The organism is Rhodopirellula bahusiensis, assembly GCF_002727185.1.
Taxonomy (GTDB): Bacteria; Planctomycetota; Planctomycetia; order Pirellulales; family Pirellulaceae; genus Rhodopirellula; species Rhodopirellula bahusiensis.
Window position 1 is genome coordinate 105,425 of the sequence record NZ_NIZW01000011.1, and the last position, 23,713, is coordinate 129,137.

Below are 23,713 nucleotides of genomic sequence, written 5' to 3' on the forward strand. Positions count from 1 at the left end.
AAAGTGTTCTGGACGTCGCTCGGGTCGTTTGATTTGCAGCGAACAATCTGTACTGGCCAAATTTGCCTCCGCGTCGCGAGCAATTGCCCCATTTCTGGTAGTTGCTTGGGTGATCTTAGGCGGCTTTGTAGGTTCCGCTGTCGCGCAGGACGCCACTCGATACGAGAAACTGCGTCGAGAACGAATTCCCCGCGAATTCTTGATCGATCGCAGCAGCGTCGAGTCGACTCGTGGGCCGGCCGGGTTGCGGCGGTTTCGTTGGGATTTCTCCCGAGCCTCGGACAAGGATTTCGGCGGCTGGCCTGACAATTGGTTGCGGTACGACGGGCCGGGGTATCCAAACTACGTGGGAATCCAGATCCAGGCCCGCGATCCGGACCTGGAAGAAGTCGTTTTGCCGCTGGACACCGCGGCACTGAAGCCCTGGCGAAAACTTCGACAATTCTATCCGGAGTTGCCACCGTTGCCGCCGTCGCTGGCTGACATCTTGGTTGATCGATGTCTCAGCGTTCGCCTCGACGGCGGATTGGCCCGCGTCGAGTCACCTTCGCTGCCGGCCAACCCAACGTTTCAATATCAATTCAGTGTCGATGTTCGAACCCAAGGTTTGATGCACGATCATGTCTACGCGCAGATCGTGTTTGAAGACGCGGAAGGAAACGAACTGGGCGTCCGAGAAACCGAACACTTAACAGGCAACAAGGATTGGACGACACTCGTTTTGCAGGATCTGCTTCCGCCTCGCCGTTCCGATCGAATGTACGTGCGGCTGATGGTTGCGGGCGGCGAAGATGGCTTGGAGGACATCACAGGCAAGGTCGGGTTCGACAATGTGATGTTCCGTCAGTACCCGCAGCTCAAAATCGCGACGGACAAACCTCTCGGTGTTTACCTGCCCGATGAAACGGTGGTCGTTCAGAGCGAGATGCTTGGGCTGTCCAACGAGCACACTCGGTTGCGTCTGCGTTTGTATGACCACCACAACAAAACGTTGGGCACTTTCACGAGAGCGATTGACCCCGTCGAAGAAGCGGCACGGTTGCTCGCGGAAGAACAGGAGCGGAAAGAGGCCGCGGGTATTAGCGAACCAGATGATGTCGTGGAGAAGACCTCTTCGCTGAACGTTGTCGGAGTCTCGCCAAGAAAGAAGATCGCAGGGTTGGATGATTCCAGTTCGTTGCACTATCGATGGGATCTGAACGATTTGCGTCCCGGTTTCTATCGCGTTGCTGCTTCGATGGAGAATGATCGCGGTGCGTCTTTGGCCAACGAGACATCGTTCATTGTGCTGGGCAAGATCACCAACGATCCGTCCGAGTTTGGCGATCCGAATGAAACCAAGGAATCGATCTTGGGTCTGCCATCGCTTGCAACGTTTCAATCCGAATCGGATGTCATTGATCCGACACCCTTTGGTTGGACATTGCCAACGTCCATCATGGAACGTCATCGCAAGGGACGACTCCATGAACGCGAGCTCGCAAAATGGATGCAGTTGATCGGTATCGGTTGGGCGAAACTGCCGGTGTGGTTCGGACCGGACCAACCCGATCACGCAGACGCTGCCGCTCTGCTTGGGTTTCGATTGCGTGACCGAGGGATCCAGCCCATTGGTTTGCTGGATCAACCACCGGAAGAGCGTTTCCATGCCTATCAATTGCGTGACAAAGCGGACACGCGGGTTGCTAGTTTGCTGCGTGACGAGTCCGCGTGGCGTCCGGAGTTGGAACCGTTGATGAATCGCATGACCATGCGGATTCGTTTGTGGCAATTGGGAGCGGATGATGATCACAGCTTCATGGGCCAATCGAACATCGAGTCCACACTGGAAGCGATCTCAACCGGGCTGCAAGGATTCGGCCAGCCCATCCAAACGATGATCGCTTGGTCTTGGGTCGACACCCCGCCGGCGACCGCGGGCGATAGCTGGCGAGGACTGCATCGGTATTCCAAGTCACCTCTGACGGCAGCGGAAATGGACGCGATGCTTGATCGCGAAATCAAGGACCGAGAAGAAGCCGTGTTGGCCGGGCGTCTTGCTGCGGCGCGGCCCCCGGAAACCTGGTTGACGATCAATCCTGTTTCGCGAAAAAAGTATGACCAGGATTCACGGATCACGGATTTGATGCTGCGAATGGCCGCCACTCGAGGCCACGATGTTGCGGCGGCGTTCCTGAGTGATCCCATGAACGAAGAAGCGGCCGTTCTCACCAAGGACGGTCGGCCGGACGAGTTGTTGTTGCCCTTCCGAACCGCCAGCATTCTGCTGGGTCACCGCACCAACGCCGGTTCGCTGCGGATGCAGAACGGAAGCGACAACATCATTTTTCGTGGCGACAAGGAATCGGTCATCATGGTTTGGGCGAATGCACCCACGCTCGAGCACATGTACTTGGGTGAGAACGTTTACGAAGTCGATGTGTGGGGACGTCGCATGCCATTGAAGCTGATCGAGCACGAGGGGCGTCGGGTGCAAGAAATCGCGGTCGGTCGCGTTCCAAAGTTCTTGGTGGGGATCGACCAATCCCTCGCTGATTTCCGGATGTCAGTTCGGCTGGACCGGACGCGTATCGATGCTTTGTTGGGACTCCAGCAATCATTGGGCGTCCAGTTTCGCAATCCGATCAACCAATCGCTGACGGGTGAGATGGCGATTGTCCCCCCGGATTCATGGCGTTTGGACGAAGCCACCAAGCCTTGGAATTTATTGCCCAAGGAGTCTACCGAAGTCGAATTTGGCGTGACACTGGAGAACAATGCGACGATTGGTGCGTATCAACTGCCACTGGATTTCCGTTTTGAAACGATGCCACCCACCGTCATTCGAGTCCACCGGACGATCAGTATCGGACCCGAGGGATTCGATATTCGCGTCACCACGCGGCTGATTGATGATGGTCAGGATGGTCGTTTGCGGGTGAAGATCGAGATGGTCAATCACACCAATCGCTTGACCAACTTCGACTGTTTGTTGTTCGCCGGTCGTGACCGCCAATACGAACGTCGCGTTCTGGTTTTGCCGCCACGCGACACGGTGTCGCGGAACATCGATTGGCCGAACGGCAAAGAATTGCTTGGAACCCGAATGTGGCTCCGTGCGATCGAACAAGACGGGAATCGAGTGATCAATCACTCTTTCGACGCCAAACCCTGATCTATAGAAGTCGCCGGTCTATTGAGGCGGAATCGCTGAAGCGACCGCTATAGATTCGACGAAAGTTGCGGGGCACGGTTAGAATAGACGGTCCCGCAGAACTCCCCACCTTTCTCGTTCGAGCTGAATTTCCATGCAATCTTCTTGGCAGACGCTACAACGTCGTAACTTCTTTTGTGGTCTGGGTGCCTCGCTTGGTTCGCTTGCTCTGACATCGCAATTGGCGGCCGACAGCGTCAATGCAAGCGGAGCCGATTCCGCCGCATCGCCACTGGCTCCCAAGAAACCGATGATGCCGCCGAAGGCGAAAGCGGTCATCATGCTGTTCATGGAAGGCGGCCCCGGGCAAATGGATACCTTCGATCCGAAGCCTGAGCTGGATCGTTTGCATGTGACGGAATCAAAACGAACCGAAGGTTTGGCAACCGGCAAACGCTTCTACGTCGGCAGCCCTTTCAAAACACGCAAAGTCGGCCAATCCGGTCTGGACATGTGTGACCAATTCGTTCACTTGGCGAAACCCGAAGTGGCCGACGAGTTGTGCGTGTACCGCGGTTGCCAAGCTGAGTCGTTGAATCACCCCGAGGCGCTGCTGCACATGAACACCGGCAGTCGGCTGGGCGGTGACCCCGCGGTGGGCGCTTGGGCGACATACGGTTTGGGCAGCGAAAATCAGAACTTGCCTGGGTTCGTCGTGATGACGGAACTCGCGATGCCGCAAGCCGGTAGTGCCAACTGGTCCAACGGTTTCTTGCCGGCCTATTACCAAGGCACAACGCTGCGTGCACAAGGTTCACCGATCTTGGATCTGAAGCCGGGTGACTATCGCACTCGCCAGCACCAACGACGAATGCTGGACGAGTTGTCGGCGCTCAACAAGGACCACTTGAATTCCAGTTCGTTGGAACAGCATCCCAACGCGGGTGAGTTGGCCGCACGAATGGAGAGCTATGAGTTGGCGTTCCGGATGCAAACTTCGGTTCCAAACTTGATCGATCTGCAAACGGAACCGCAACACGTTCTGGATTCGTACGGCTTGGATGATCCCGACACGGCAGCGTTTGGCAAGCAATGTTTGATGGCTCGCCGCATGGTCGAAGAAGGCGTTCGCTTTGTCCAAATCTTCTCGGGCGGCTGGGACAGTCACGATTACTTGGAACGCGGTCACTCGGCTCGTATCAAGAGCGTCGACAAGCCAATCGCATCGTTGATCAAGGATTTGAAACAACGCGGCATGCTGGACGACACGTTGGTTGTTTGGACGGGCGAGTTTGGACGGACACCCGACAACAACTATCGCGGTGGCGTGACTGCTCTCGGACGAGATCACAACATCGACGCGATGACGATGTGGTTCGCTGGTGGCGGAACCCGTCGTGGTTCGGTGGTCGGTGCGACCGATGAGATCGGTGCGAAGGCGGTTGAGTGCGTTCACCCAATTCGCGATGTGCACGTGACGATGCTGAACTTGCTCGGTTTGGACGACAACAAACTCACGTACTTCCACGGTGGCCGGTACAAGCAATTGTCACAGTTCGGCGGCGAAGTGATCCCCGAATTGATTGCCTGACCGGGCGACTCACAGATCAAACTTCACGCTTTAGCCGATGGCCGTTAGGCCCGGTTGCATCGTAGAAACCGGTGCAAACGCTCTCCGGCCAAAATCGCCAAACTCTGAAAGTGTCTGCCTCACGTCCGATCGTCAAACCGGGCGTGCTCATCAAACGCAAGCTACAATGGCTGGGAAACGCATGTCGTTTTCCGGCCATTTTTCGTGCAATGAGATCTCGTGAACGATTCCGATTCGCCATCGTCCTTGGATTCCGTCTTGGCGGAGATCCTGATGCGCGAAGAAAATGGTGAGCAACCTGATCCGCATGAGTACTTGGAAAGCCACCCTGAGCACGCGGATGAGTTGAGGGACTTCTTCCGAAACCATCGATGGCTGGGCAGTGAGGAAACCGAATCAGCAACCCTTGTCGGTCAAACGATCGGCGAGTTTCGGCTAGTTCGCGAAATCGCTCGCGGTGGAATGGGAGTGGTCTACGAAGCCCAGCAGGATTCGCTGCGACGAGTCGTTGCGATCAAGCTGATCGGCGATGGCGTGTTGGCAAATGACGAACTGCGTTTGCGTTTTCGCGTTGAAGCAGAAGCGGCTGCATCGTTGTCGCACCCGAACATTTTGCCGATCCACAGCATCGGTTGTTGGCGTGGGATCGACTACTTCGTCATGCCGATGGTTTCCGGCGATTCATTGCAGTCCTTGGTCGACGAGCAACGGGTATGTTGCCAAGACGGCGGACTGTCAAACGCGGAATTGAAGCAGTGCGTGACCAAAGCGGTCACCCTTGTTCGCGACATTTCGAGAGGAGTCGCCTACGCACACTCTCGCGGCATCATCCATCGCGATTTGAAGCCTGAAAATGTGCTGGTGGATGAAGGTGTGCCAAAGATTGTGGACTTCGGACTCGCAAAGTTCCATCGTGACGCACCGGAGCTGACCCGAAACGGACAAGTCCTCGGCACGCCGCACTACATGAGTCCCGAACAGGCTCGCGGCAGCGGAGATTTGACGGATGCCGTTGACGTGTACGCATTGGGTGGCATGCTGTTTTCCATGCTGACGGGATCTCCACCTCACAGCGGCGATTCCACCGCGGAAGTGCTATCGCGAGTGCTCTCCGATGAACCGCCATCGCTGCGAATGGCTTATCCCGGCGGGATGCCGAGATTGCCCGAGATGGCTGAGCTGGATCACGTGATTGAACGCGCGATGGCTTGCCAACCCAGCGAACGGTATCGATCCGCGGATGAATTGGCGGATGATTTGGATCGAATCTTGGAGGGCGAAACACCACTTGCTGCACCCGACGGATTGGTTCACCGAATGTCGCGAGAGTTATCTCGTGATCAGCATTTGCATGCCTTCCAAAATTGGGGACTCGCTCTGCGACGAATCGGATTTGTGGTCCTGGCGGCTCACGTCGCGATGTTCGTGATCATGCAGTGGATCTACGTCGACACACCGAGTGACCTGGCGGCGTGGAGCGAGCCAGCGTTCTGGGGTTACTTCGTCCCTCGAGTTTCGATGCTGGTGGGGATCGCTTGGGTGATCGGCCGTGCTCGCGACGGGTTGTGGTTGCCCCGAGTCTCTGCGGAACGACCAGTTTGGTCGGTATGGCTGGGCTACCTGATCGCTTTGTCCAGCATCAACCTGCTGTGGATCAGTGGCAACCTCGATCATTCCGGCGTGATGGTCATGGCCTGCATCATGAGCGGTTTTGCCTTCATCGCTATTGCCGGACACATGTGGGGCGGCAGCGCGCTGTTGGGGATGGGATTCATCGGAATGGCGTTCGCTTGCATCGCGATTCCAACGGCAGCCCCTTTGTTTCTAGGTGGCTGGTGGATGGTCACGATGCTGGTGTTTTCTAAACGCTATCGTCGCTTGGAATAACGCGACCATCGACGGTTCGAGTGTTCTCGAAACCGGGGCGATCGAAGAGGCCGAACAGCGAGGTTCAGAAGCCTTCGCCGACGGGCATGGCACAGGGCGCGGTCGCATGCGAGACCGTCAAGACTCGAACTTCGTCGTCGAAGACTTGGTGAACGACTCGATACGAATTGACTTGAATTTCGGAAACATCTTCCCGACCAAATTCGGGCACAATCGAGCCCGCATCCGGTGATTCAAGCAAACGTTCGGTTTGCTCCACGATGCGTTCGAAGATCAAGTCCGCGAACTTGTCGCAGTCTCGTCCGATGTAGTCGCGGATTGCCATCAGATCCGAAACGGCGTAGTCGGTCCAACTAACTTGCATTGCGAGTCTGATTCCATTGTTCGCGGACGGTTTCCGTGCCAACCAATCGCGATGATTCGGCAGTGGCGAGACCGGATTCGATCTTCTGTCGGATGTACAGGCGATACAAAACTTCATCCCAGCTTGCGCTGTCGGGCAGACTGTCGATGGTGTCGCGAGCCGCAAACTTTGCGGCGGTGTTCAGTGTTGCGTTCATTGGGGGTCTCCTTAGTACCCCCAGGTTAGCGGCTGTCGTCGATTTGTGCAGTCCAAAATTTGGGTTTTCCCGCATTTGAAGCGCAGTTATCGCAAGTGACCGTTTGTTCACAAAGCTTTTTTGCCAGCAAATTGCGTGGATTCTGTTGGGTCTATTCGGAAGAGGCGACCTCATCGCAAAATATAAAATTTTTCGCTGGGATGAAATTTAACCATCGGCGTGAGGTTGTCACCTCCGTAATTCGAACCGGCTTCGCGAAAGTGTCGGTCGTCTGGGCTGGTTGTTTTGCAATTCAGTCACCCTGAGCTCTCGCTTCGAGTGAGTTTCGATTTGTGGTACCGAATCGTTTCCGCAGAGTGTGGGCCGCGTTGACGGGGAACAGCACACACGCGGCGATCATCGCTGCGTTGACCAATTGAATCTGTGTACGCAAAACCGAGTACAGCATGAGCGGCATCGTGTCTGGATCAGCGACCAATCTCGGAGAGAGCGGCCCGTCCAGACCGAATGGAAAGGGCGATGGCTGAAACGTGACCAAAATCGCGATCACCACGGAAATGTAGACCGCAGGTCGGAAGACCAAGACTGGTTTGGAGTTCCAAGCGGCTCGGGTGACCGTGATGGACGGCATCAAGATCAAATACGGAAGCACGACGAACGGACCAGCCACCAAGAACAAGATCCAAACGGTGCGAAACGGAAGTTTCGGTGAAGCGACCATCGGTTTGCTATTCGAGGTCGCGTTGACTGGATCGCTGTGCATGAAGTGTCCTTTGGCGACGATGGGCGGAGTTGCATTGGTAGATGCAGAGTGCGGCGTAGGTTCCCCAGACGGCAGTCGTCAGTTGCATCAAGAAGACAAGAGAGAACCAGACGTCGAACCCAGCGTTGTTCAATCCAAATTCGTATCGAGCGAGAGCGCTGAAGAATCGGTACGGGTAGATCGCACAAAGCAAACCGGTCCAAGGAAACTGCCTGAATGACTTTGGCGTGACGCGATACCCGTTCACCGCGATGATGATCGGAAAGATGCTGACTTCTGGGGCGGGCGTCCAACACGACAGCAAAATTGGCCACGCGAATACATACAGGCCGAAACCGCAAACGATCTTTTGAGTGTGACCGGCAAACTCGCTGGGGACCCGGGTCTCAATTTGGTTTTCGGCGTAGAGTTCCGAGAATTGCGAGGTCTCAGGATGCGGCGTCTTGTACGGATCGATCGGAGGCTCATTCATCAACAGTCATCTCGATCAGCGGTCCGGTTTCTGGCGAAGTTGATTGCCGAGGAATTTGATCATCTGGTCGGCGGTCTTCTGCTGGTAGGCACCAAGATTGTGTTTTGTGTCATCGACCACAACGATCTCGTGGGCAATGTTCACCGATTCAAACGTCTCCGCAAGCAACTCGAACGCGTCCGGTCGGTCACCGTCTCCATTGATCAACAACGCCGCGTATCCGTTCTGACGAAGCGTGTCAGCGTTGTTCTTCGCGGCCGGAAGAAGAGGGCTTTCCGATGGATCGCCGCGGAAAGCCAATGCACCTCCCCAACTACCTGCGCCACAGAATAGCTCCGGATGCAGCAGTGACAGTCGAACGGATCCAGCACCGCCCATGGAGAAGCCGGCCAGGATGCGAGAGGTGGCTTTTGCTTGCGTCGGGTAAGTCGAATCGATCAACGGGATCAGCTCGTCAACGATCATCGACTCCACTTCGCCACGGTACCCACTCATTCCGCCGTTGGGACACACGCAGATCGCCGGAGGCAAAGTCCCATTGCGAATGCCCTTCGCCATCAGGGACGCGAACCCTGCGGCGTCGGATCGTTCGCTTCCGCCAGCACCGTGCAGGAAGTAGACCACCGGGTAACGAACGTCCGAGTCCACCGAGAAACTGGGCGGTGTCCAAACGACATAGCCCACCTCGTGTCCCAACGATTCGCTCTTCAGGACCTTGTGTTCCAGGCCGGCCATTTTGGGAATGTCAGCGTTGACCCAAACAACCGGTTTCCGCGTGCGTTGGGCGAGGGCCGGATGTGCGACGATAAATATGCTGGCGAGGGCGACCAGAGCCAACGTCACGATTGAAATGCGAAGCGAACTCATCAATGGTCTCCGGTGGTGGGCGGATGGTGGGGATCGTCATGAACCTAACAGATCGCAACGCGGAACACCGAACTCGCTCAACCGAGACTCGAGCTAACTAGTGGACATCACCGGATAGCGTTCGCAAAACGCTTCCACCGTCGCGCGAAGAGAATCATCCAAGCGTTCCGCAGCGGGTTGCCAGAGTGTTTGGGGGAATCCACCGAAAAATGGTTCCGCGATCGCACCGGCGATGCAAGCCATCGTGTCCGAATCACCGCCAAGTGAGACCGCCAGCCGAATTGATTCCTCCACGGACGATGATTCCAAGAATGCAGTGATGGCTTCGGGCACCGATCCTTCGCACGACACGTCGAAGGAATAGAACGGGCGAATCGAGTCAATCGTTCGTGTGAGATCGTAACCGATCTCTTCGCTGACGAACTTGCGGATTTCTTCTTTCGTTCCTCCGGTTCGTGCGATGAAGACACATCCTGCCACGGCGACCGCGCCAAGTATCCCGTTGGGATGGTTGTGCGTGACGCTGGCCGTTCGCTCGGCGAGTTCCATCACATCGGTCAATGATTCGCGAGCGTAGGCGACAGGGGAAACCCGCATCGCGGAACCGTTGCCCCAACTTCCGTAGGGCTCCGTGTCCCGGTTCTGCGCCCAACGAATGAATGTGCCCCCGAAGCCAGCACCCGGGTAGCGTTCGACGTAGTCGTGGAAATAGGTGTGCAAGTCACCGCCATTCATGATCCAGTCTGCAACTGCGACTGTGAGGACGGTGTCATCGGTGAAAAACGAGTTCTCGGTGAACAAGTCGAAATCCGTGTACTTGGTCGGATAGTGCTCGAAGTACGATCCGACGATATCTCCAACGATCGCGCCTAACATGTCGTTTGCCTTGATTTGGATACCGCCGCTTGTTCTTCTTCGTCGTCAGCGATGGAGGCTTCCCGAAGCGATTGCAGCGGATCTTGCTGACTCGCGATGGTCGTATCGGAATGCTGCTCGACAATCGTTTTAACTCGCTGAGTTTGCAACCAATTCCAAAGACAACAAACGCCCACCGCGGCGACCATCACGACGATGAAGGGAAGAGCGTGAAGTCCAACGCGATTCCAAGTGATCAGCGAGATCCCCGCACCACCGAGTGCAAGTCCAGCCGAATTCTTGTTGAAACGATCGATCATGCGGTCGGCCACCAACTGGTCATCTCGTTGGTGGATCGCTTGATGTTCGTCGTAGTCGAGCGAAAACGAAAGCCGCAGTGCGTCGCCAAGCGAAATCGACTCGTCGGCACGTTCCAATCGGCTTTCTTCATATCGCTGGTACGCGGTAAGTAGGGCTCTGGACCGATTCACCCTCCGATACGCCCAATACCCCAGCACCACACCTGTCACGAGCCACAGTGAATAGACAAATCCAAAAACGAGCCCGCGAATTGCCAAGGCGAAACAGGCCGATGCCAACACGGCGAGGCTGACCGTGAACCAATGACGCTTTCGAAGGATACGATGAACCAGGATCTCAATTCCTGGTTTGTGCAAGACCTGGTGTTGCTCATACGTGAGCGGGAACTCCTTGAGCACACCGACCAAATCCGCTCGCGATGCACTCTCCGAGTTGTTCGATTCGTCATTCATGTCATTCATCGTGGGTGTTGGTGGATTCACTTCCCTTCTGCGGTCCGGTCTCGCATCCACTGGATGTTTCGCTCGACGGTTTGCAGGTGTTCCGGTGTCGCTCGGCGGCGAAGCGTGTCCAAGTAAACCTTCATGTCGCTCTCATACTGAGCTTCTGACTCCGGCATTCGGCCTTGATCGTTGGTTCGTTCCATCCAATCGTTCAGCTTTCCTCGCAAAGCAATCAGCGTTGCGTGGTGCTCGGAATCATCGGCCAAGTTGTGCAACTCGTGCGGGTCGCTCTCCAAGTCATACAGTTCCTCTTCGGGACGAGTTTCTTGAAAGAGCAGCGATTGATCGTCATTCAACCTGCCCGCCGCATTGCTTTCACGAAGTGCGATCAAGATGGCCTTCGCATCCTTGTAAGCACACGGTTGCAAGTACGGGCGATTTGGCAAGAAGTTGCGGATGTACTTGAAATGATCGGTTCGAACGGACCGGATGTGGTCCACGGTTTCATCGCAACGATCGCGAGCGGCGAAGACCGCGTCGCGTCGTTCGTAGTCTGCCGCCAGAATGTCTTGGGCTTGCATGGAATCGGGGATGTCGATTCCCGCGGCGGCCAACGACAACGCGGCGATGTCAATGTGCTCGACCAAATCATCTCGCACGGTCCCTTGTTCGATGCCGGGGCCGTTCAGAACCAACGGAACGTGCAAGCCTTCGTCGTACAAAAACTGCTTGCCACGCCCGTGACTGATCCCATGGTCGGTCATGAACAGGATCAGTGTGTTTTCGCGAACACCTTGGGATTCCAGCATTGCGACAACGTCACCGACCATCGCATCGGTCATGCGAACGGAATCGAGGTATGCGGCCCAGTCGCGGACGATGTCAGGGTGGTTGGGATAGTACGGAGGCAAGACAACTGATTCGATCGGCGTTGATTTACCAAAGCGTTTTTTCGCCGCGGTCGCAACTTTGTCCCATCCTTTCGCGTCTTTGCCACGAAGTTTGCCGCCTTGCGTTTGGATCTGAGCGAAGAACGGCTGGCCCGGGGCGTGGTCCGACCAGTCGGCTGAATCGTAGATCGTCGCGTCCCATTCGAAGTTGTAGTCTGTTTTGCCCAAACGACCGTTGGTAGGCCAACCAGTGATAGAAGTGTGGTACCCGGCGTCTTGTAACAGCTTTGGCAGCATCGTCACGTTGGCAGGCAGATAAATCTTTTCGGTGCCCCGTCCGCTGCGATGGTGATGTGCCCCTATGGTCGTTTGGTACATGCCAGTGATGAAGGCGGAACGGCACGTCGAGCAAACGGGCGCGGTCACGTAAGCGTGATTGAACTGAACTCCGCCTTTGGCCAACGCGTCAACGTTGGGAGTCTCGATCGCGGTCTCGCCGTAGCAAGAAAAGTGAGCCGACATGTCGTCAGGAATGATCCAGACAATATTGGGCCGATCGTCGGCAGAGGTGTCATGGAGCCAACAGGTCGCAAGTACTGTAAGAAACGCCAGTGGTAGCGAGTGAGCGAATTTCATGTGGTGGGGCTTGGGTGGGATGCAGAACGTCGGGGGGCAATGACATTTGTCCGATACGATTCAAAAGATAACCTGTTTCAATCTGTGGCGTTGGATTGCATCTTCACACCGGATTGCACAGCCACCGAATCGCTCAGCTATACTTCGGCGATGCATTTTCCCGAGTGCGATTGTCTTGGCAACCAGTTCTGCTGATCACGCCAAGCGACGATTCGCGAAAGCATGCCCACCTCCATCCCCGCCCCGTATCCACGAGCAATCGATGTTCTTTTCCTCTGGCTTTGTGCCAAACCGTTTGTGTCCGTCCCTGGATCGTCTCCGTGAATTTTCGCGGAAGACTTTTGGCTTGCTCTCTCTCGCAGCCGTTGTCAGCGGCGGTCCCGCCGTGGCCGAGGAGTCCAAGACTGGCAAACTGATCTTTGAAGACCGTTTTGAACGCAACGAATCACAGGAAGAACGGGACGAAGTCGGCAACGGTTGGAACACCAACAGCAAGTCTCGAGCGAACGGGCACAAGCAGGTTGATTTGAAGGACGGTGCCATGCGCATCTTCATTCACGAAACCGCTGACCATGGCGTCTCAGTGACCCATCCGATGGAATTTCGCGATGGCCGTGTTGAGTTGAAGTTCATGCTGGAACATCCGAAGGACTCATTGGGTCTGAACTTCGCCGACCTGAAGTACAAGAAGGTTTGGGCCGGGCATCTGTTTCGTGTCAACGTGGGTGTGAAGGCGGTCGAGATTGCGGATTTGAAAACTGGCGTGATGGACCTGAAAACACGCGAAGCACGCAAGGCTGGGACGGTTTCCGATGAAGTGAAAGAAAAGCTGAAGACCAAGACAAAGCGAGTGCCGCACAAGCTGGAAACGGGAAAGTGGTATCACGTTGCCGCGGAAGTGGTGGGCGACACGATGGCGGTTTCGATCGACGGGGAAGAGGTCGCGTCGTTCTCCTCGGAAGGGATGGCTCACCCGACCAAGCGTTTGTTGCGGTTGGCAATTAAACGAAACGTCGTGGTGGATGACCTGCAAATCTATTCGCTGGATTGACATTCAATCGCATCGCTACGTGTTCAAGATGCTTTTAACTTTCCAAATCATTCATTCAGAGGCGAAGATGCATATTCGAAAAAACTGCGGACGATTGGTGACGGGGATCGTTGTCGTGGCACTTGTGTCCATCACGACCTCCGCAATGGCTCAAACAACCAAGAAGTTTGTAGCGAATTACGACGAAGCGAAGATCCCTGCCTACGAACTGCCCGCCGCGTTGCAAACGCAGGACGGTGACCCGGTCGAAACGGCGGAACAGTGGAATGACCGACGGGCGGAGACATTGAGACTGTTTGAGGAGCATGTGTTCGGCATCATGCCTGAGCAACGCAACATCAAGGTGAAGGTGGTTCGTAGTGACCGCGATTATCGACCGGGCGTGACGCGTCACGAATTGGACGTTTCCATTTTGCCTTTGGACGCATCGAGCGATCGATCGCCGTTGGTGGTCCAGGTTTTGGCTGACGTGCCACAATCGGACTCTCCGGCACCAGCAATCTTGGGGCTGAACTTTCAAGGCAACCACACCATCGACAACGACCCAAGAACGCGAATTCCGTCCAGTTGGGTTCGCGATCGGCGGAATGGATCGACCGATGGCAACAAGGCGATTGAAGCCGGCCGTGGTGTCGCGTCGACTCGATGGCCATCGAAAATGATAACTGACCGAGGGTATGCGATGATCACGGTCTACTACGGTGACATTGACCCGGACTTTGATGATGGATTCGAAAATGGCGTCCATGGCGTGATGCCAGAATTCATCGAGTCATTGCCAGAAGACCATCGCCCCGGAAGCATTGCCGGTTGGGCGTATGGATTGTCTTGTGTTTTGGATGCGATCGAGCAAGCCGATGCACTGAACGTGGATGCGACAAAAGTTGGCGTGCTTGGCCACTCGCGATTGGGCAAGACTTCGTTGTGGGCTGGAGCGACGGATCCTCGATTCGCGATGGTGATCAGCAATGATTCAGGGTGCGGTGGCGCAGCACTTTGCCGGCGTGCGATTGGCGAAACCGTTGCACGCATCAACACTTCGTTTCCGCACTGGTTCAATGACGCCTACTTGCAATACAACGAGAACGAATCCGCACTTCCGATTGACCAGCATCAATTGATTGCGTTGTCGGCTCCGCGAGCGATCGCGGTCGGAAGTGCAACGCAAGATGAATGGGCCGACCCCAAAGGCGAGTTCTTGGCATGGCAGGCCGCCGCACCGGTCTATGAACTGCTGGGGATGTCTTCGGACGATGTCAAAGTTGCTGAAGACGCGTCGATGCCGAAGAAGCAATCGGTCATCAATGCGGGCCCGATGCAGTACCATCTTCGGGAAGGCAAACACGATCTGGCTGACTACGATTGGGAGTGTTATTTGGATCTCGCAGATCGGACGCTGCAAACCGAGTCTCGATGAATCGACTTCCAATCGAAGATGTTCTCTCGCCGCTGCAAACGGCGATCGGAAACGGAACCGCGGTGGTGCTGAAGGCTCCACCGGGTGCGGGCAAAACGACTGGGGTTCCGCCTGCGGTCTTGCAGACTCTGCTGGACAAGGACACCGTCGGTCAAATTTGGGTGATCCAGCCTCGACGATTGGCGGCACGTTCGGTGGCGGGCTGGATCGCGAAGTCGCGAAACGAGTCGGTGGGAGAGACGATCGGATATCACGTCCGAATGGATCGCCGCGAATCGGCGACGACACGCGTGTTGTTCATGACGACCGGGATGTTCCTTCGGCGGATGCAGTCCGATCCGTTGTTGGAAAAGGTCGCTTGTGTGGTGCTGGATGAATTTCACGAGCGAACCTTGGAACTGGATTTGGCTCTCGCGATGACGCATCGGTTGCGTTCCGAACTGCGAGATGACCTGGGTTTGGTGGTCATGTCAGCGACGATGGAAACGGAACCCATCGTGGCGTTTTTGAATCGGTCCAATCCGCAAAACGCAGTGCCGCTCCGCTGTGAAGGACGGGCGTTTCCCGTTTCGGTTCATCACGGCGAAGATCGACCGGGCGAACGGATCGAAAGACGCATCGTCAAACCAATCCGTGAGGCGTTGGAAAGCAGCAACGGTCATGTGCTGGTGTTCTTGCCCGGTGTGGGTGAAATCCACCGAGTTCAGTCGGAGTTGGAACGAGCCGACCTGGCTGGGGATGCTCGCGTTGTTGTGCTGCACGGATCGCTTTCGCCAAAGCAGCAAGACGAAGCCATCCGGCCATCGAAATTTCGCAAAATCGTCTTGTCGACCAACATCGCGGAGACCTCGGTGACGGTCGATGGTGTGACCGCGGTGGTGGATTCAGGAATGGCAAAGGTTCCCCGATTCGATTCACGTCGTGGACTGACGCGACTTGAAACGACATCCATTTCGCTGGCGTCCGCCGACCAACGATCGGGGCGTGCTGGACGGACGGCACCTGGGGAGGCTTACCGTTTGTGGAGCCAGGCGGCTCAACGGTCTCGCGAAGAATATGACGTGCCAGAAATCATGCGAGCTGACCTGAGTGACATGGTGTTGATGCTGGCCAGCCACGGTGAAACGGATTTGTTCGCGATGCAGTGGCTGACCGCTCCTCCGGAACACGCGGTTGAGTCCGCTCAGTCGCTGCTGCGGATGTTGGGGGCGATCGACGGAAGCGGACGAATTTCTGAAGGTGGGCGGGCCATGGCGTCGTTGCCACTTCATCCGCGTATTGCTCGGATGGCCACCGTAGCGGTTGGCTCGTTGGCAAAGTCTTCAGTCGCGATCCTAGCGGCATTGATGAGCGAACGAGATCCGATGGAGAGCATCTCTTCCATGACGTTGGCGGAGAAGGTGGAGGCGATAGAAACCAATCGAGTTCCGCGAACGGTCCCTGCTTCGTCCATCAAAGCGATCCGTCAGATAGCAGAAACCATTCGCAAATCTTTGCCTGGCAACGCGTCTGGGGAGATTGAGTCCACATCGGAGCTTGATCGAGAGACCGCGGTTGCTCGGGCTTTGCTATCGGCCTACCCCGATCGAGTCGTCTTGCGTCGCTCGGATTCGCCGGACCGCGGACGAATGGTTGGTGGTCGCGGAGTGTCCGGCCTGACTCGCGTGCTGGGTGAGATTTCGAACGAGGATCTGTTGCTCTGTTTTGATGTCGACGGCGGTGGCACTGAATCTCGGGTCAGAGCGGCGGTCCCAATTCGAGAAGAGTGGTTGGACGAGGAACAAGTTCAAACGCTGGCGTCGCAATCATGGGACCAGGAACGAGGTGCGGTTCGTTGTCGGCGACAGGTGACCTACGGCGATTTGGTGCTTCGCGAGACTCCGGCCAAAGTTCCCTGCAATGATGAGACCGCTTCGATCCTGTTTGAAAACGCCAAGACGGAACTGCCGCTCGGTGGACTGAAGTTTCAGAAGCTCTTGCATCGAATTGGAATGGTTGGCGAGATCGACGATCAGGTCCCAGTCGTTACCGGAGAGATGCATTTAGAGTTGCTTCGGCAGTTGTGCATGAATCGCTCGAGTCTGCAGGAACTGAGGTCGGCGCCATGGAAGGATCATGTTCTCGGAATGATTGGCTACTCAGCTTGGCAAATTGTGCAATCCGAAGCGCCCGAGGAAGTCACTTTGCCCGGTGGCCGCAAAGCGGCGGTGCACTACGTCGAGGGCAAACCGCCTTGGATCGAAGTGAAGATTCAGTTGTGTTTTGGGTGGCCAGAAACGCCTCGGATTTTGCGTGGGCGAACGCCATTGCAGCTTCATTTGTTGGGCCCGAATGGTCGTCCTCAGCAGATCACGAATGACCTAGCCAGTTTTTGGGCCACGACTTACGGAGAAATCCGAAAGGAGCTTCGGCGTCGGTACCCGAAACACGATTGGCCGGAGGATCCTTTGTCCGCGACAGCGAGTTTCAACGGAATGAAGCGTCGCTGAATGCCAAGGATCAGACATTTTGTTAACGTAGTTGTTTGTTCGTCCGTTTCCCCATGTCGAGTTCAACGATGGATCGATTCTCGTTTTCGCGTTCTATCCGCTATGCCGTGTTGCCCGCCGCTTTGATGCTGGGGGGATGCGGTTCCTCCTCGGCGCCCACGCCGAAGACACCGGAGGTTTCCACCGAACCCGATGTGACGCAGCCCGCGGAAGAACCAGCTGCCGTAAAGTCACGCCAACCGAATATGAACACGCCTGGCGGGATCACTCTGCCCGAGGGTGATTTGCCAGAGGCTCCGGTCAAACGTTCGAATCCGGGCGAGGGCGGAATGAGTCTGCCCGATGACTTGGATCTGGGAGCGAGCAGAGATGCTTCGGCGAACAACGACTCAGCGTCCGTTTTGGTTGCGACTGCTGAAGACGTTTCCATTGAATACGCGAAGTGGGAATCGGTCCGTGCGAAGGCCGGCAAGACCGGCAAAGTGACGGTGTTAGACCTCTGGTCGCTCGCATGTGGTCCTTGTCTGAAGGAGTTCCCCAACTTGGTCGCGATGCAGAAACGCTTCGGCGAAAAGGTTGTCGCGATGAGTGCCAACGTGGACTTCGATGGACGCAAGACTCGTCCGCCTGAATCTTACGAACCCAAGGTCAGCGAGTTTCTCGGTGGCGTCGAAGCCGATTTTGACAACTACATCATCCAGACACCCAGCGACGAAGTGTTTGAGAAGATTGGCATTGGATCGATTCCCGCAGTGATCGTGTTCGACGCGGATGGGAAATTGGTCAAGCTGTTCTCGGACGTCGGCGAGACGGCGGGCTTCACCTATGACGCCGACATCGTGCCGCTAGTTGAGAAACTGCTGAACTGACTTCGGCTTCGACTATCCTTCGGTGCAGTCGGCCTCGTGCAAGTTGATTTGCGAACACTTTTGTTGAAACGCTGAAACACCTTTGGATCACAACATGGATCGGTCTGTCTTGCTGCGTTGCAAATGCGGGATATGGGTTGGCATCTTTCTCCTGATCGGTAGCGGCACCGCCGTGGCAGATCCACCAACGACGACACTCCGGCAAGCCATTCCGTTGGAGGCGCAGCTTCAAGCGGCTGATCCGCTTCATTTGGCACGCCAGGCAGGTCTTCGCGGTGATGCCAAACGCGGTGCTCTGGTGTTCTTCAAGTCGGCCGCCAATTGTGTGAGCTGCCATGGCGACGATCCGAACGCTTCACCGCTCGGACCGCCAATCGCGAGCCTTGGAAACGAGTTGACCAGTGAATACCTCGTTGATGCGTTGCTGCGTCCTTCCAAGCACATTCGCGGAGGCTATGAAACGTATTCGGTTTTGACTGAGGACGGGGAAGTCTTCAAAGGAATGCTGGTGAAGCAGGATGATTCCACGATCACCATGCGGCTCGGCCAATCACCGGAAAAAGATTTCACTTTGTCGCGCGACGTGATTGAAGTGATGAAGAAGGACGAGCAATCCATGATGCCGGCTGGGTTGATGAAGTCCATTCAAACGCAGCGAGATTTCTTGGATCTGCTGAAATACGTGATGAGCGTAGCGAGAGGTGGCGAGATCGCTGAAAAAATGCTGCGGCCATCGGCGGAACAGTTGATCGTCAAAGACGACTCGGTGAACCTGGACCACGCTGGCATTCTCCGTTCGCTGCGGTCAAGAGATATCGACGAAGGCAGACAATTGTTTGAAGGCGACTGCGCCAATTGCCATGGTACCGATGGCAACCTTCCCGCTTTGCCGACTGCTCGAGCCTTCCGTTCGCAAAAGCTGAAGTTTGGTGCCGACCCCTACAAGATGTTCATGACGTTGACCAAGGGCAACGGGTTGATGGGGCCGATGACGTATCTGACTCCGCACCAGCGTTACCAGGTGGTTCATTACATTCGCGAAACGTTGATGAAGGATCAGAACCCAGGCTATGAACCGATCAACGATGCTTATCTTGAATCGCTTCCTAAAGGGACCGAAGACGGCAAGCGATTTGAGATTCAACCACGAGACTTTGGGCTGGCACTTGGTTCACAGCTGAGACGTGACTTCCCAAGCGTACTGACGCTGCCGTTGGGAGAATTGACGGTGTCTTATGACCTGCACACGATGGATTTGGCTGATGTGTGGTCGGGCGGGTTCTTGGATCTCAATGAGACTCAGCATCAACGCCCTCGCGGGGAAGGAACCGCGAATCCGGACGGAACCTCGGTGCCTGGACTGGCGGGGTGGCATTGGGGGCACGGAAGGAAGCTTGGCTATTCGCTGCCAAATAGCTTGCCACGCGGTCCGCTTCCAGAGAAGTGGATGGACTACCGTGGCTACTATCTGCTCGGTGATGAGGTCGTGCTGAGTTACCAAATCGATGGCCGCGAAGTTTTGGAACGCACGACCGCCATCGATCAGCGGACGCTGGCACGCGAACTTTGGATTGGCCCCGGGTCCGAGTTGGTGCTGTCCGCCGGAAAAGGCCCCAGCGGCGGGACCAATTGGGAATACGATGTGGCAACCCAAGTGGCCTCGCTCGAAAGTTCGGAGCCCGAGAATTCGGCGTTCACGGCCGCCAGTGTTTCAGGTGATGATCGCGGTGTCTCTTGGAAGCTCGCCAAGGCGAAACGATTGAAGTTGACGATCCCAGTGGATCGATCAGCTCGTAGATTGCATGTCACCGTCACAGTGGGGGAATCGGAGAGCGAACTCTCCGCCTTTCGAATGCTGGCGGGCGATGCACTTGAGAAGCCTGTTATCGATTTATCAGAGTTGATCCAGGGCGATCAAACCAAACCCGAGCCCCTGCGCTGGCCTGGGGAAATTGCGACTGTTGGCACGTTGGGTTTGGAACAAGACGGCTACGCTCTCGACACGCTGACGCGACCCGATTCGACTCCTTGGAACACTTGGTTCCGCACCACGTCGCTAGACTTCTTTCCTGATGGCCGAATGGCGATCGCGACTCACGGCGGTGACATCTGGATCGTTTCGGGAATCGATGAAACACTCGAAGAACTTAGTTGGAAACGTTACGCGGCGGGTCTCTACGAACCCTTTGGAGTGAAGGTTGTCGATGGCGATGTGTTCGTGACCTGCAAAGATCGCCTGGTGCGTTTGCATGATCGTGACGGGAATGGCGAAGCGGATTTTTACGAGAGTTTCAGCGCGGACACGGATGTATCCACGAACTTTCACGCTTTCAACTTCGATTTGCAAACCGACTCGGATGGGAACTTCTACTACGCCAAGAGTGGGCATGGTGCCGACTTTGCGTTGCCCGGTGCCGTTTGGAAAGTTTCGAAAGACGGCAAGCAACGCGAAGTCGTTTGTACCGGATTCAGAACACCGAATGGTTTGGGAACACTGCCCGGCGGACGAATCACGGTGAGTGACAACCAAGGCCAATGGACTCCTGCATCGAAAGTTTCGATCGCCAAACCCGGTAGCTTTCACGGTTGGGTGCCGACCTATTCCATCCCGGATAAGTGGGAACCGGATGGCGGCAAAATCGACATCACACAGGTGGTCGCTCCGGAAACCTTTGAGCAACCTTTGGTGTGGATGCCGCAAGCGTTCGACAATTCGTCGGGAGGTCAGATTTGGGTGGATGACGAACGGTTTGGACCGCTTTCCAATCATCTTCTGCACACCAGCTTTGGAAAAGGTTGGATGTCGATGATGATGATTCAGGAGGTCGGTGAAACTTCGCAAGCTGCGATCGTGAAATTACCGTATGATTTCTCGACCGGGATCATGCGAGGTCGCGTCAATCCACATGATGGTCAGGTGTATGCCACGGGCTTGCAGGGATGGAACGGCGGCGGTCGGTTCGGGTTGGCCGATGGCGGTGTTCAGCGACTTCGCTACACCGGAAAACCGCCCAAGATGATCACGGATGCTCGCGTCGTGGAAGCCGGTTTGGAGCTTGATCTCAACTTCCCCATCGATCCTGAATCAGTTTTCGACGCTACCGCTTTTTCAATCGTCCAGTGGGACTACTTGTGGAGCAAGGCGTACGGGTCGGACCAGTACATCCCCGGCACGGCCGAATCTGAAAAACCGCAGATTGGTACGCAAACGCTGACGCCGGAATCGGTGGAGGTCAATGCTGTTCCAGGTGAACCGGGGGCGTCGCGTCTACGCTTGAACCTGCCAACACTCGGACCGGTCGATCAACTGCAACTGCAGCTGAAAGTGAGGGCCAAAGACGGCGAAGAGTTTGATGAAGAGGTCTACTGGACGATTCATGTCGTCCCAACGAGTGATTGATGCAAAACTCGGCAGAGTCAATGATTTTCTTCATCGCATTGACTGCTGTCTGGTTGAAGTGCCAAAGCCGCTGACCGTCGCAAAGCTTGACCCGCGTTCTCGATCTGCGATGCGTCATGGTTCGGGCTTGTTCTTTAGCCGAAGCAGGCGGCCGCTCGAACTTGCCCTCGGTGGTGCCTGTGGCCAATTCGTTCCGCGTCGGCTTTCATCGATTCAGGACGGCCCACGCAGCTCGTCTTGCCAAAGTACTTCTGCCAGTCCCACACCAAGTCACGCCACATCGAAGCGTCGATACCGACCTCCGAAAGCGTCTGAGCCAGACGCTTGGGCAGCTTAGCGACTTGACCGGCGACGGACTGCGCCGCTGTCCAATCCAGCAACCGCTTGTAGTCGCTCCAGCGAATGTGGAGGAACCCGCGGTCACTGCTGCGTACGCCCTTCGTGTGAACCTGTGGTTCTGCAGAAAGCGTTGTTTTGCTCAGCGTCAGGGGGCTGAGCCATCCGTCGCGGCGAATGCGTTTGCCCGTTGGATTGCGTCGCTTTGCCTTTCGCTTTTCTTGCAGGACTTCGACGGGCGTCTCTCGGATTTCGCGTCCGGCTTCTTCGGTTGGAATTGGCTTGAGGTCAAATGCGGCCGAAGGAATTCGTTCACCTTTCGATGCTTCAATCCGGTCGTAGGCGCTGGTGTGCGGGCTGGTCTCGGGGGTGGTGGACATGGCGGCGCGGACCGGGTTGAGGTCGACGTACATACTGCAAGCGAGCAAGCCCGCTTCATCGACAATTCGTTGGGCTTTGAAGCGTCCTTCCCAGAATCTACCAGTGCAATCGTCTTGTTTATTGGCCATCCTGGCGATCGGTTCGGCCAGGGCTCTCATGAACCAAGAAATATCCGACAGTCGGCAGCGCACCTCGGCCAGCCGTTCTTTGTTGCGAACCAGCATCTGAACATCGCTTTCGGTGGGTTCGGCCAAGTGTTCTTCGAGGCGTCGGCCGGGGAAGACCCGCAGCCAGCGAATCGCCACTTCCTCATCGCTCCACTGAGCGCAGACATCCGGCCGATTGCGGAGGATCTGATGCATGTGGTTGCTCATCACCGCATACGACAGCACGTCGACGGCGAACACGGAAGCCAAAGCCTCCATCCGCCTTCGAATCCATTCTTTGCGGAACGAATAGTCCTTGCCGGTCGCCTGGTCGACGCCGGCCAGAAAAGCTCGCCGCACACATCGCTGCACGACATGCACGATCCCAACTTCGCTGGAAGCAAACTGTTCACATCGCTGAGGCCGCGGCATGGCTGTGCTCTCCACTCTCGGAACCGACTGACAAGACAAACTGATTCTACACAGCGACGCTTTCGTTGTCAACTTATGGTGGCTGGCACCTTACGGGAAGGGATAGCGAACGGGCTTGGCTGTGCGGCACCGGTTCAAGAACCGAAGTTAACCGCTCACGAATTTAAGTAGCCAACAAGTAGCGACAAGAACGCACCAACATGAACGACCATTATTGCTTTGTCTTTCCACATGACGCCTACTGCGAACCAAAGCAGAATTCCCACAAGGAACGCATGAATGTTCCATGGCACCACGTTCAAACCGGTGAGGCCATACCCGATAAGCTGGATAACGGTCGCTATCCACTTCACGATATCGACCATAGCTGTCGATGGTTTGGTTGGTTCCGCACTGTCAATCACCTTTGCAACCTCGGTTCATTGCAGTGAAATTGGCCAATTGAATATTCGTTCTACGTTGAAATAGGTGCGACTGCAACGAGAACCAGCGATGAACGCCTTCTCGCTGATTGTGTCATTCTCGCGAAGAACAATCTACGTGGCTGTTCAAGAAAGCCGCTGTCGCGGCGGGGCGTTGAGGTGAATTGGTTGAGATGTGATTGTCGCAAGCGTTCATCGCGAAGCCATGCTTCCTTGGTTGTTTTTCTCTCACCAAGGAGACCATCATGGTCAACTACGATCGCCCGCCCAAATCCTCTGACTCACAACGGCATGGTGGTTGGCACCAAACGTCTTCTGCGTGGCTGTTCAAGAAAGCCGCTGTCGCGGCGGG

General features: G+C 55.9%; 18 protein-coding genes. 8 read left to right on the plus strand and 10 right to left on the minus strand.

Annotation, left to right across the window (positions count from 1 at the left end):
• The first annotated feature begins 28 nt into the window (after positions 1-28).
• The 3 genes from CEE69_RS15560 (at position 29) to CEE69_RS15575 (ending at position 6,611) form a co-directional block, all read left to right on the plus strand.
• The gene (locus CEE69_RS15560; RefSeq protein WP_390179977.1) at positions 29-3,154 is read left to right on the plus strand and encodes a hypothetical protein; all 3,126 of its coding nucleotides are present in this window, start codon (positions 29-31) and stop codon (positions 3,152-3,154) included.
• A gap of 133 nt (positions 3,155-3,287) precedes the next feature.
• Positions 3,288-4,724, plus strand: coding sequence for a DUF1501 domain-containing protein (locus tag CEE69_RS15565; protein ID WP_099261548.1), 1,437 nt, complete (start codon positions 3,288-3,290; stop codon positions 4,722-4,724).
• Between the two features lie 219 nt (positions 4,725-4,943).
• Positions 4,944-6,611 carry a serine/threonine-protein kinase gene (locus CEE69_RS15575; RefSeq protein ID WP_099261550.1) on the plus strand — a complete coding sequence of 556 codons (1,668 nt, stop codon included), beginning with the start codon at positions 4,944-4,946 and terminating at the stop codon, positions 6,609-6,611.
• A gap of 64 nt (positions 6,612-6,675) precedes the next feature.
• Here the strand turns inward: CEE69_RS15575 and CEE69_RS15580 are convergent, their stop codons facing one another.
• From CEE69_RS15580 to CEE69_RS15615, 8 genes are all read right to left on the minus strand, one after another.
• Positions 6,676-6,975 carry a type II toxin-antitoxin system RelE/ParE family toxin gene (locus CEE69_RS15580; RefSeq protein WP_099261551.1) on the minus strand — a complete coding sequence of 100 codons (300 nt, stop codon included), beginning with the start codon at positions 6,973-6,975 and terminating at the stop codon, positions 6,676-6,678.
• Positions 6,965-7,171 carry a hypothetical protein gene (locus CEE69_RS15585; protein WP_099261552.1) on the minus strand — a complete coding sequence of 69 codons (207 nt, stop codon included), beginning with the start codon at positions 7,169-7,171 and terminating at the stop codon, positions 6,965-6,967. The genes CEE69_RS15580 and CEE69_RS15585 overlap by 11 nt, the downstream gene beginning before the upstream one ends.
• Before the next feature lie 292 nt (positions 7,172-7,463).
• Positions 7,464-7,934, minus strand: coding sequence for a hypothetical protein (locus CEE69_RS15590; RefSeq protein WP_099261553.1), 471 nt, complete (start codon positions 7,932-7,934; stop codon positions 7,464-7,466).
• Positions 7,900-8,406, minus strand: a complete 507-nt coding sequence (locus CEE69_RS15595; protein ID WP_099261554.1) for a hypothetical protein — start codon at positions 8,404-8,406, stop codon at positions 7,900-7,902. Before CEE69_RS15595 ends, CEE69_RS15590 begins: the two co-directional genes overlap by 35 nt.
• Before the next feature lie 15 nt (positions 8,407-8,421).
• On the minus strand, positions 8,422-9,273 hold the full coding sequence (locus CEE69_RS15600) for an alpha/beta hydrolase (protein WP_099261555.1): 852 nt from the start codon (positions 9,271-9,273) through the stop codon (positions 8,422-8,424).
• Between the two features lie 93 nt (positions 9,274-9,366).
• Positions 9,367-10,149, minus strand: coding sequence for an ADP-ribosylglycohydrolase family protein (locus tag CEE69_RS15605; protein ID WP_099261556.1), 783 nt, complete (start codon positions 10,147-10,149; stop codon positions 9,367-9,369).
• Entirely contained in the window at positions 10,143-10,901 is a 759-nt protein-coding gene (locus tag CEE69_RS15610; RefSeq protein ID WP_099261643.1) for a hypothetical protein, read from the minus strand. The genes CEE69_RS15605 and CEE69_RS15610 overlap by 7 nt, the downstream gene beginning before the upstream one ends.
• 26 nt (positions 10,902-10,927) lie before the next feature.
• On the minus strand, positions 10,928-12,418 hold the full coding sequence (locus CEE69_RS15615) for a sulfatase family protein (RefSeq protein ID WP_099261557.1): 1,491 nt from the start codon (positions 12,416-12,418) through the stop codon (positions 10,928-10,930).
• A gap of 385 nt (positions 12,419-12,803) precedes the next feature.
• Here CEE69_RS15615 and CEE69_RS15620 point away from each other — a divergent pair, with 385 nt between their 5' ends.
• The 5 genes from CEE69_RS15620 (at position 12,804) to CEE69_RS15640 (ending at position 21,644) form a co-directional block, all read left to right on the plus strand.
• The gene (locus tag CEE69_RS15620; protein WP_099261644.1) at positions 12,804-13,469 is read left to right on the plus strand and encodes a family 16 glycoside hydrolase; all 666 of its coding nucleotides are present in this window, start codon (positions 12,804-12,806) and stop codon (positions 13,467-13,469) included.
• Positions 13,441-14,886, plus strand: a complete 1,446-nt coding sequence (locus CEE69_RS15625) for a glucuronyl esterase domain-containing protein (RefSeq protein ID WP_233215267.1) — start codon at positions 13,441-13,443, stop codon at positions 14,884-14,886. The genes CEE69_RS15620 and CEE69_RS15625 overlap by 29 nt, the downstream gene beginning before the upstream one ends.
• Positions 14,883-17,375: an ATP-dependent helicase HrpB gene (gene hrpB / locus CEE69_RS15630; protein ID WP_099261558.1), complete on the plus strand. Its 2,493-nt coding sequence runs from the start codon at positions 14,883-14,885 to the stop codon at positions 17,373-17,375. Before CEE69_RS15625 ends, hrpB begins: the two co-directional genes overlap by 4 nt.
• Positions 17,376-17,443: 68 nt before the next feature.
• Positions 17,444-18,244, plus strand: coding sequence for a TlpA family protein disulfide reductase (locus CEE69_RS15635; protein ID WP_233215268.1), 801 nt, complete (start codon positions 17,444-17,446; stop codon positions 18,242-18,244).
• Between the two features lie 94 nt (positions 18,245-18,338).
• The gene (locus tag CEE69_RS15640; RefSeq protein ID WP_233215269.1) at positions 18,339-21,644 is read left to right on the plus strand and encodes a DUF6797 domain-containing protein; all 3,306 of its coding nucleotides are present in this window, start codon (positions 18,339-18,341) and stop codon (positions 21,642-21,644) included.
• Positions 21,645-21,778: 134 nt separating this feature from the next.
• Here the strand turns inward: CEE69_RS15640 and CEE69_RS15645 are convergent, their stop codons facing one another.
• Positions 21,779-22,939 carry a hypothetical protein gene (locus CEE69_RS15645; RefSeq protein WP_099261647.1) on the minus strand — a complete coding sequence of 387 codons (1,161 nt, stop codon included), beginning with the start codon at positions 22,937-22,939 and terminating at the stop codon, positions 21,779-21,781.
• A 155-nt stretch (positions 22,940-23,094) separates the two neighbouring features.
• Entirely contained in the window at positions 23,095-23,343 is a 249-nt protein-coding gene (locus tag CEE69_RS33675) for a DUF6552 family protein (RefSeq protein WP_390179975.1), read from the minus strand.
• Positions 23,344-23,713 lie beyond the last annotated feature (370 nt).

What these genes read in the sequence shown, in the direction of transcription:
- CEE69_RS15645 (WP_099261647.1), bottom strand. Translation starts at nt 22,939, where the DNA reads ATGCCGCGGCCTCAGCGATGTGAACAGTTTGCTTCCAGCGAAGTTGGG.
- CEE69_RS15565 (WP_099261548.1), top strand. Translation starts at nt 3,288, where the DNA reads ATGCAATCTTCTTGGCAGACGCTACAACGTCGTAACTTCTTTTGTGGT.
- CEE69_RS15590 (WP_099261553.1), bottom strand. Translation starts at nt 7,934, where the DNA reads ATGCACAGCGATCCAGTCAACGCGACCTCGAATAGCAAACCGATGGTC.
- CEE69_RS15580 (WP_099261551.1), bottom strand. Translation starts at nt 6,975, where the DNA reads ATGCAAGTTAGTTGGACCGACTACGCCGTTTCGGATCTGATGGCAATC.
- CEE69_RS15635 (WP_233215268.1), top strand. Translation starts at nt 17,444, where the DNA reads ATGGATCGATTCTCGTTTTCGCGTTCTATCCGCTATGCCGTGTTGCCC.
- CEE69_RS15625 (WP_233215267.1), top strand. Translation starts at nt 13,441, where the DNA reads ATGACCTGCAAATCTATTCGCTGGATTGACATTCAATCGCATCGCTAC.
- hrpB (WP_099261558.1), top strand. Translation starts at nt 14,883, where the DNA reads ATGAATCGACTTCCAATCGAAGATGTTCTCTCGCCGCTGCAAACGGCG.
- CEE69_RS15615 (WP_099261557.1), bottom strand. Translation starts at nt 12,418, where the DNA reads ATGAAATTCGCTCACTCGCTACCACTGGCGTTTCTTACAGTACTTGCG.
- CEE69_RS15640 (WP_233215269.1), top strand. Translation starts at nt 18,339, where the DNA reads ATGGATCGGTCTGTCTTGCTGCGTTGCAAATGCGGGATATGGGTTGGC.
- CEE69_RS15610 (WP_099261643.1), bottom strand. Translation starts at nt 10,901, where the DNA reads ATGAATGACGAATCGAACAACTCGGAGAGTGCATCGCGAGCGGATTTG.
- CEE69_RS15585 (WP_099261552.1), bottom strand. Translation starts at nt 7,171, where the DNA reads ATGAACGCAACACTGAACACCGCCGCAAAGTTTGCGGCTCGCGACACC.
- CEE69_RS15595 (WP_099261554.1), bottom strand. Translation starts at nt 8,406, where the DNA reads ATGAATGAGCCTCCGATCGATCCGTACAAGACGCCGCATCCTGAGACC.
- CEE69_RS15605 (WP_099261556.1), bottom strand. Translation starts at nt 10,149, where the DNA reads ATGTTAGGCGCGATCGTTGGAGATATCGTCGGATCGTACTTCGAGCAC.
- CEE69_RS15600 (WP_099261555.1), bottom strand. Translation starts at nt 9,273, where the DNA reads ATGAGTTCGCTTCGCATTTCAATCGTGACGTTGGCTCTGGTCGCCCTC.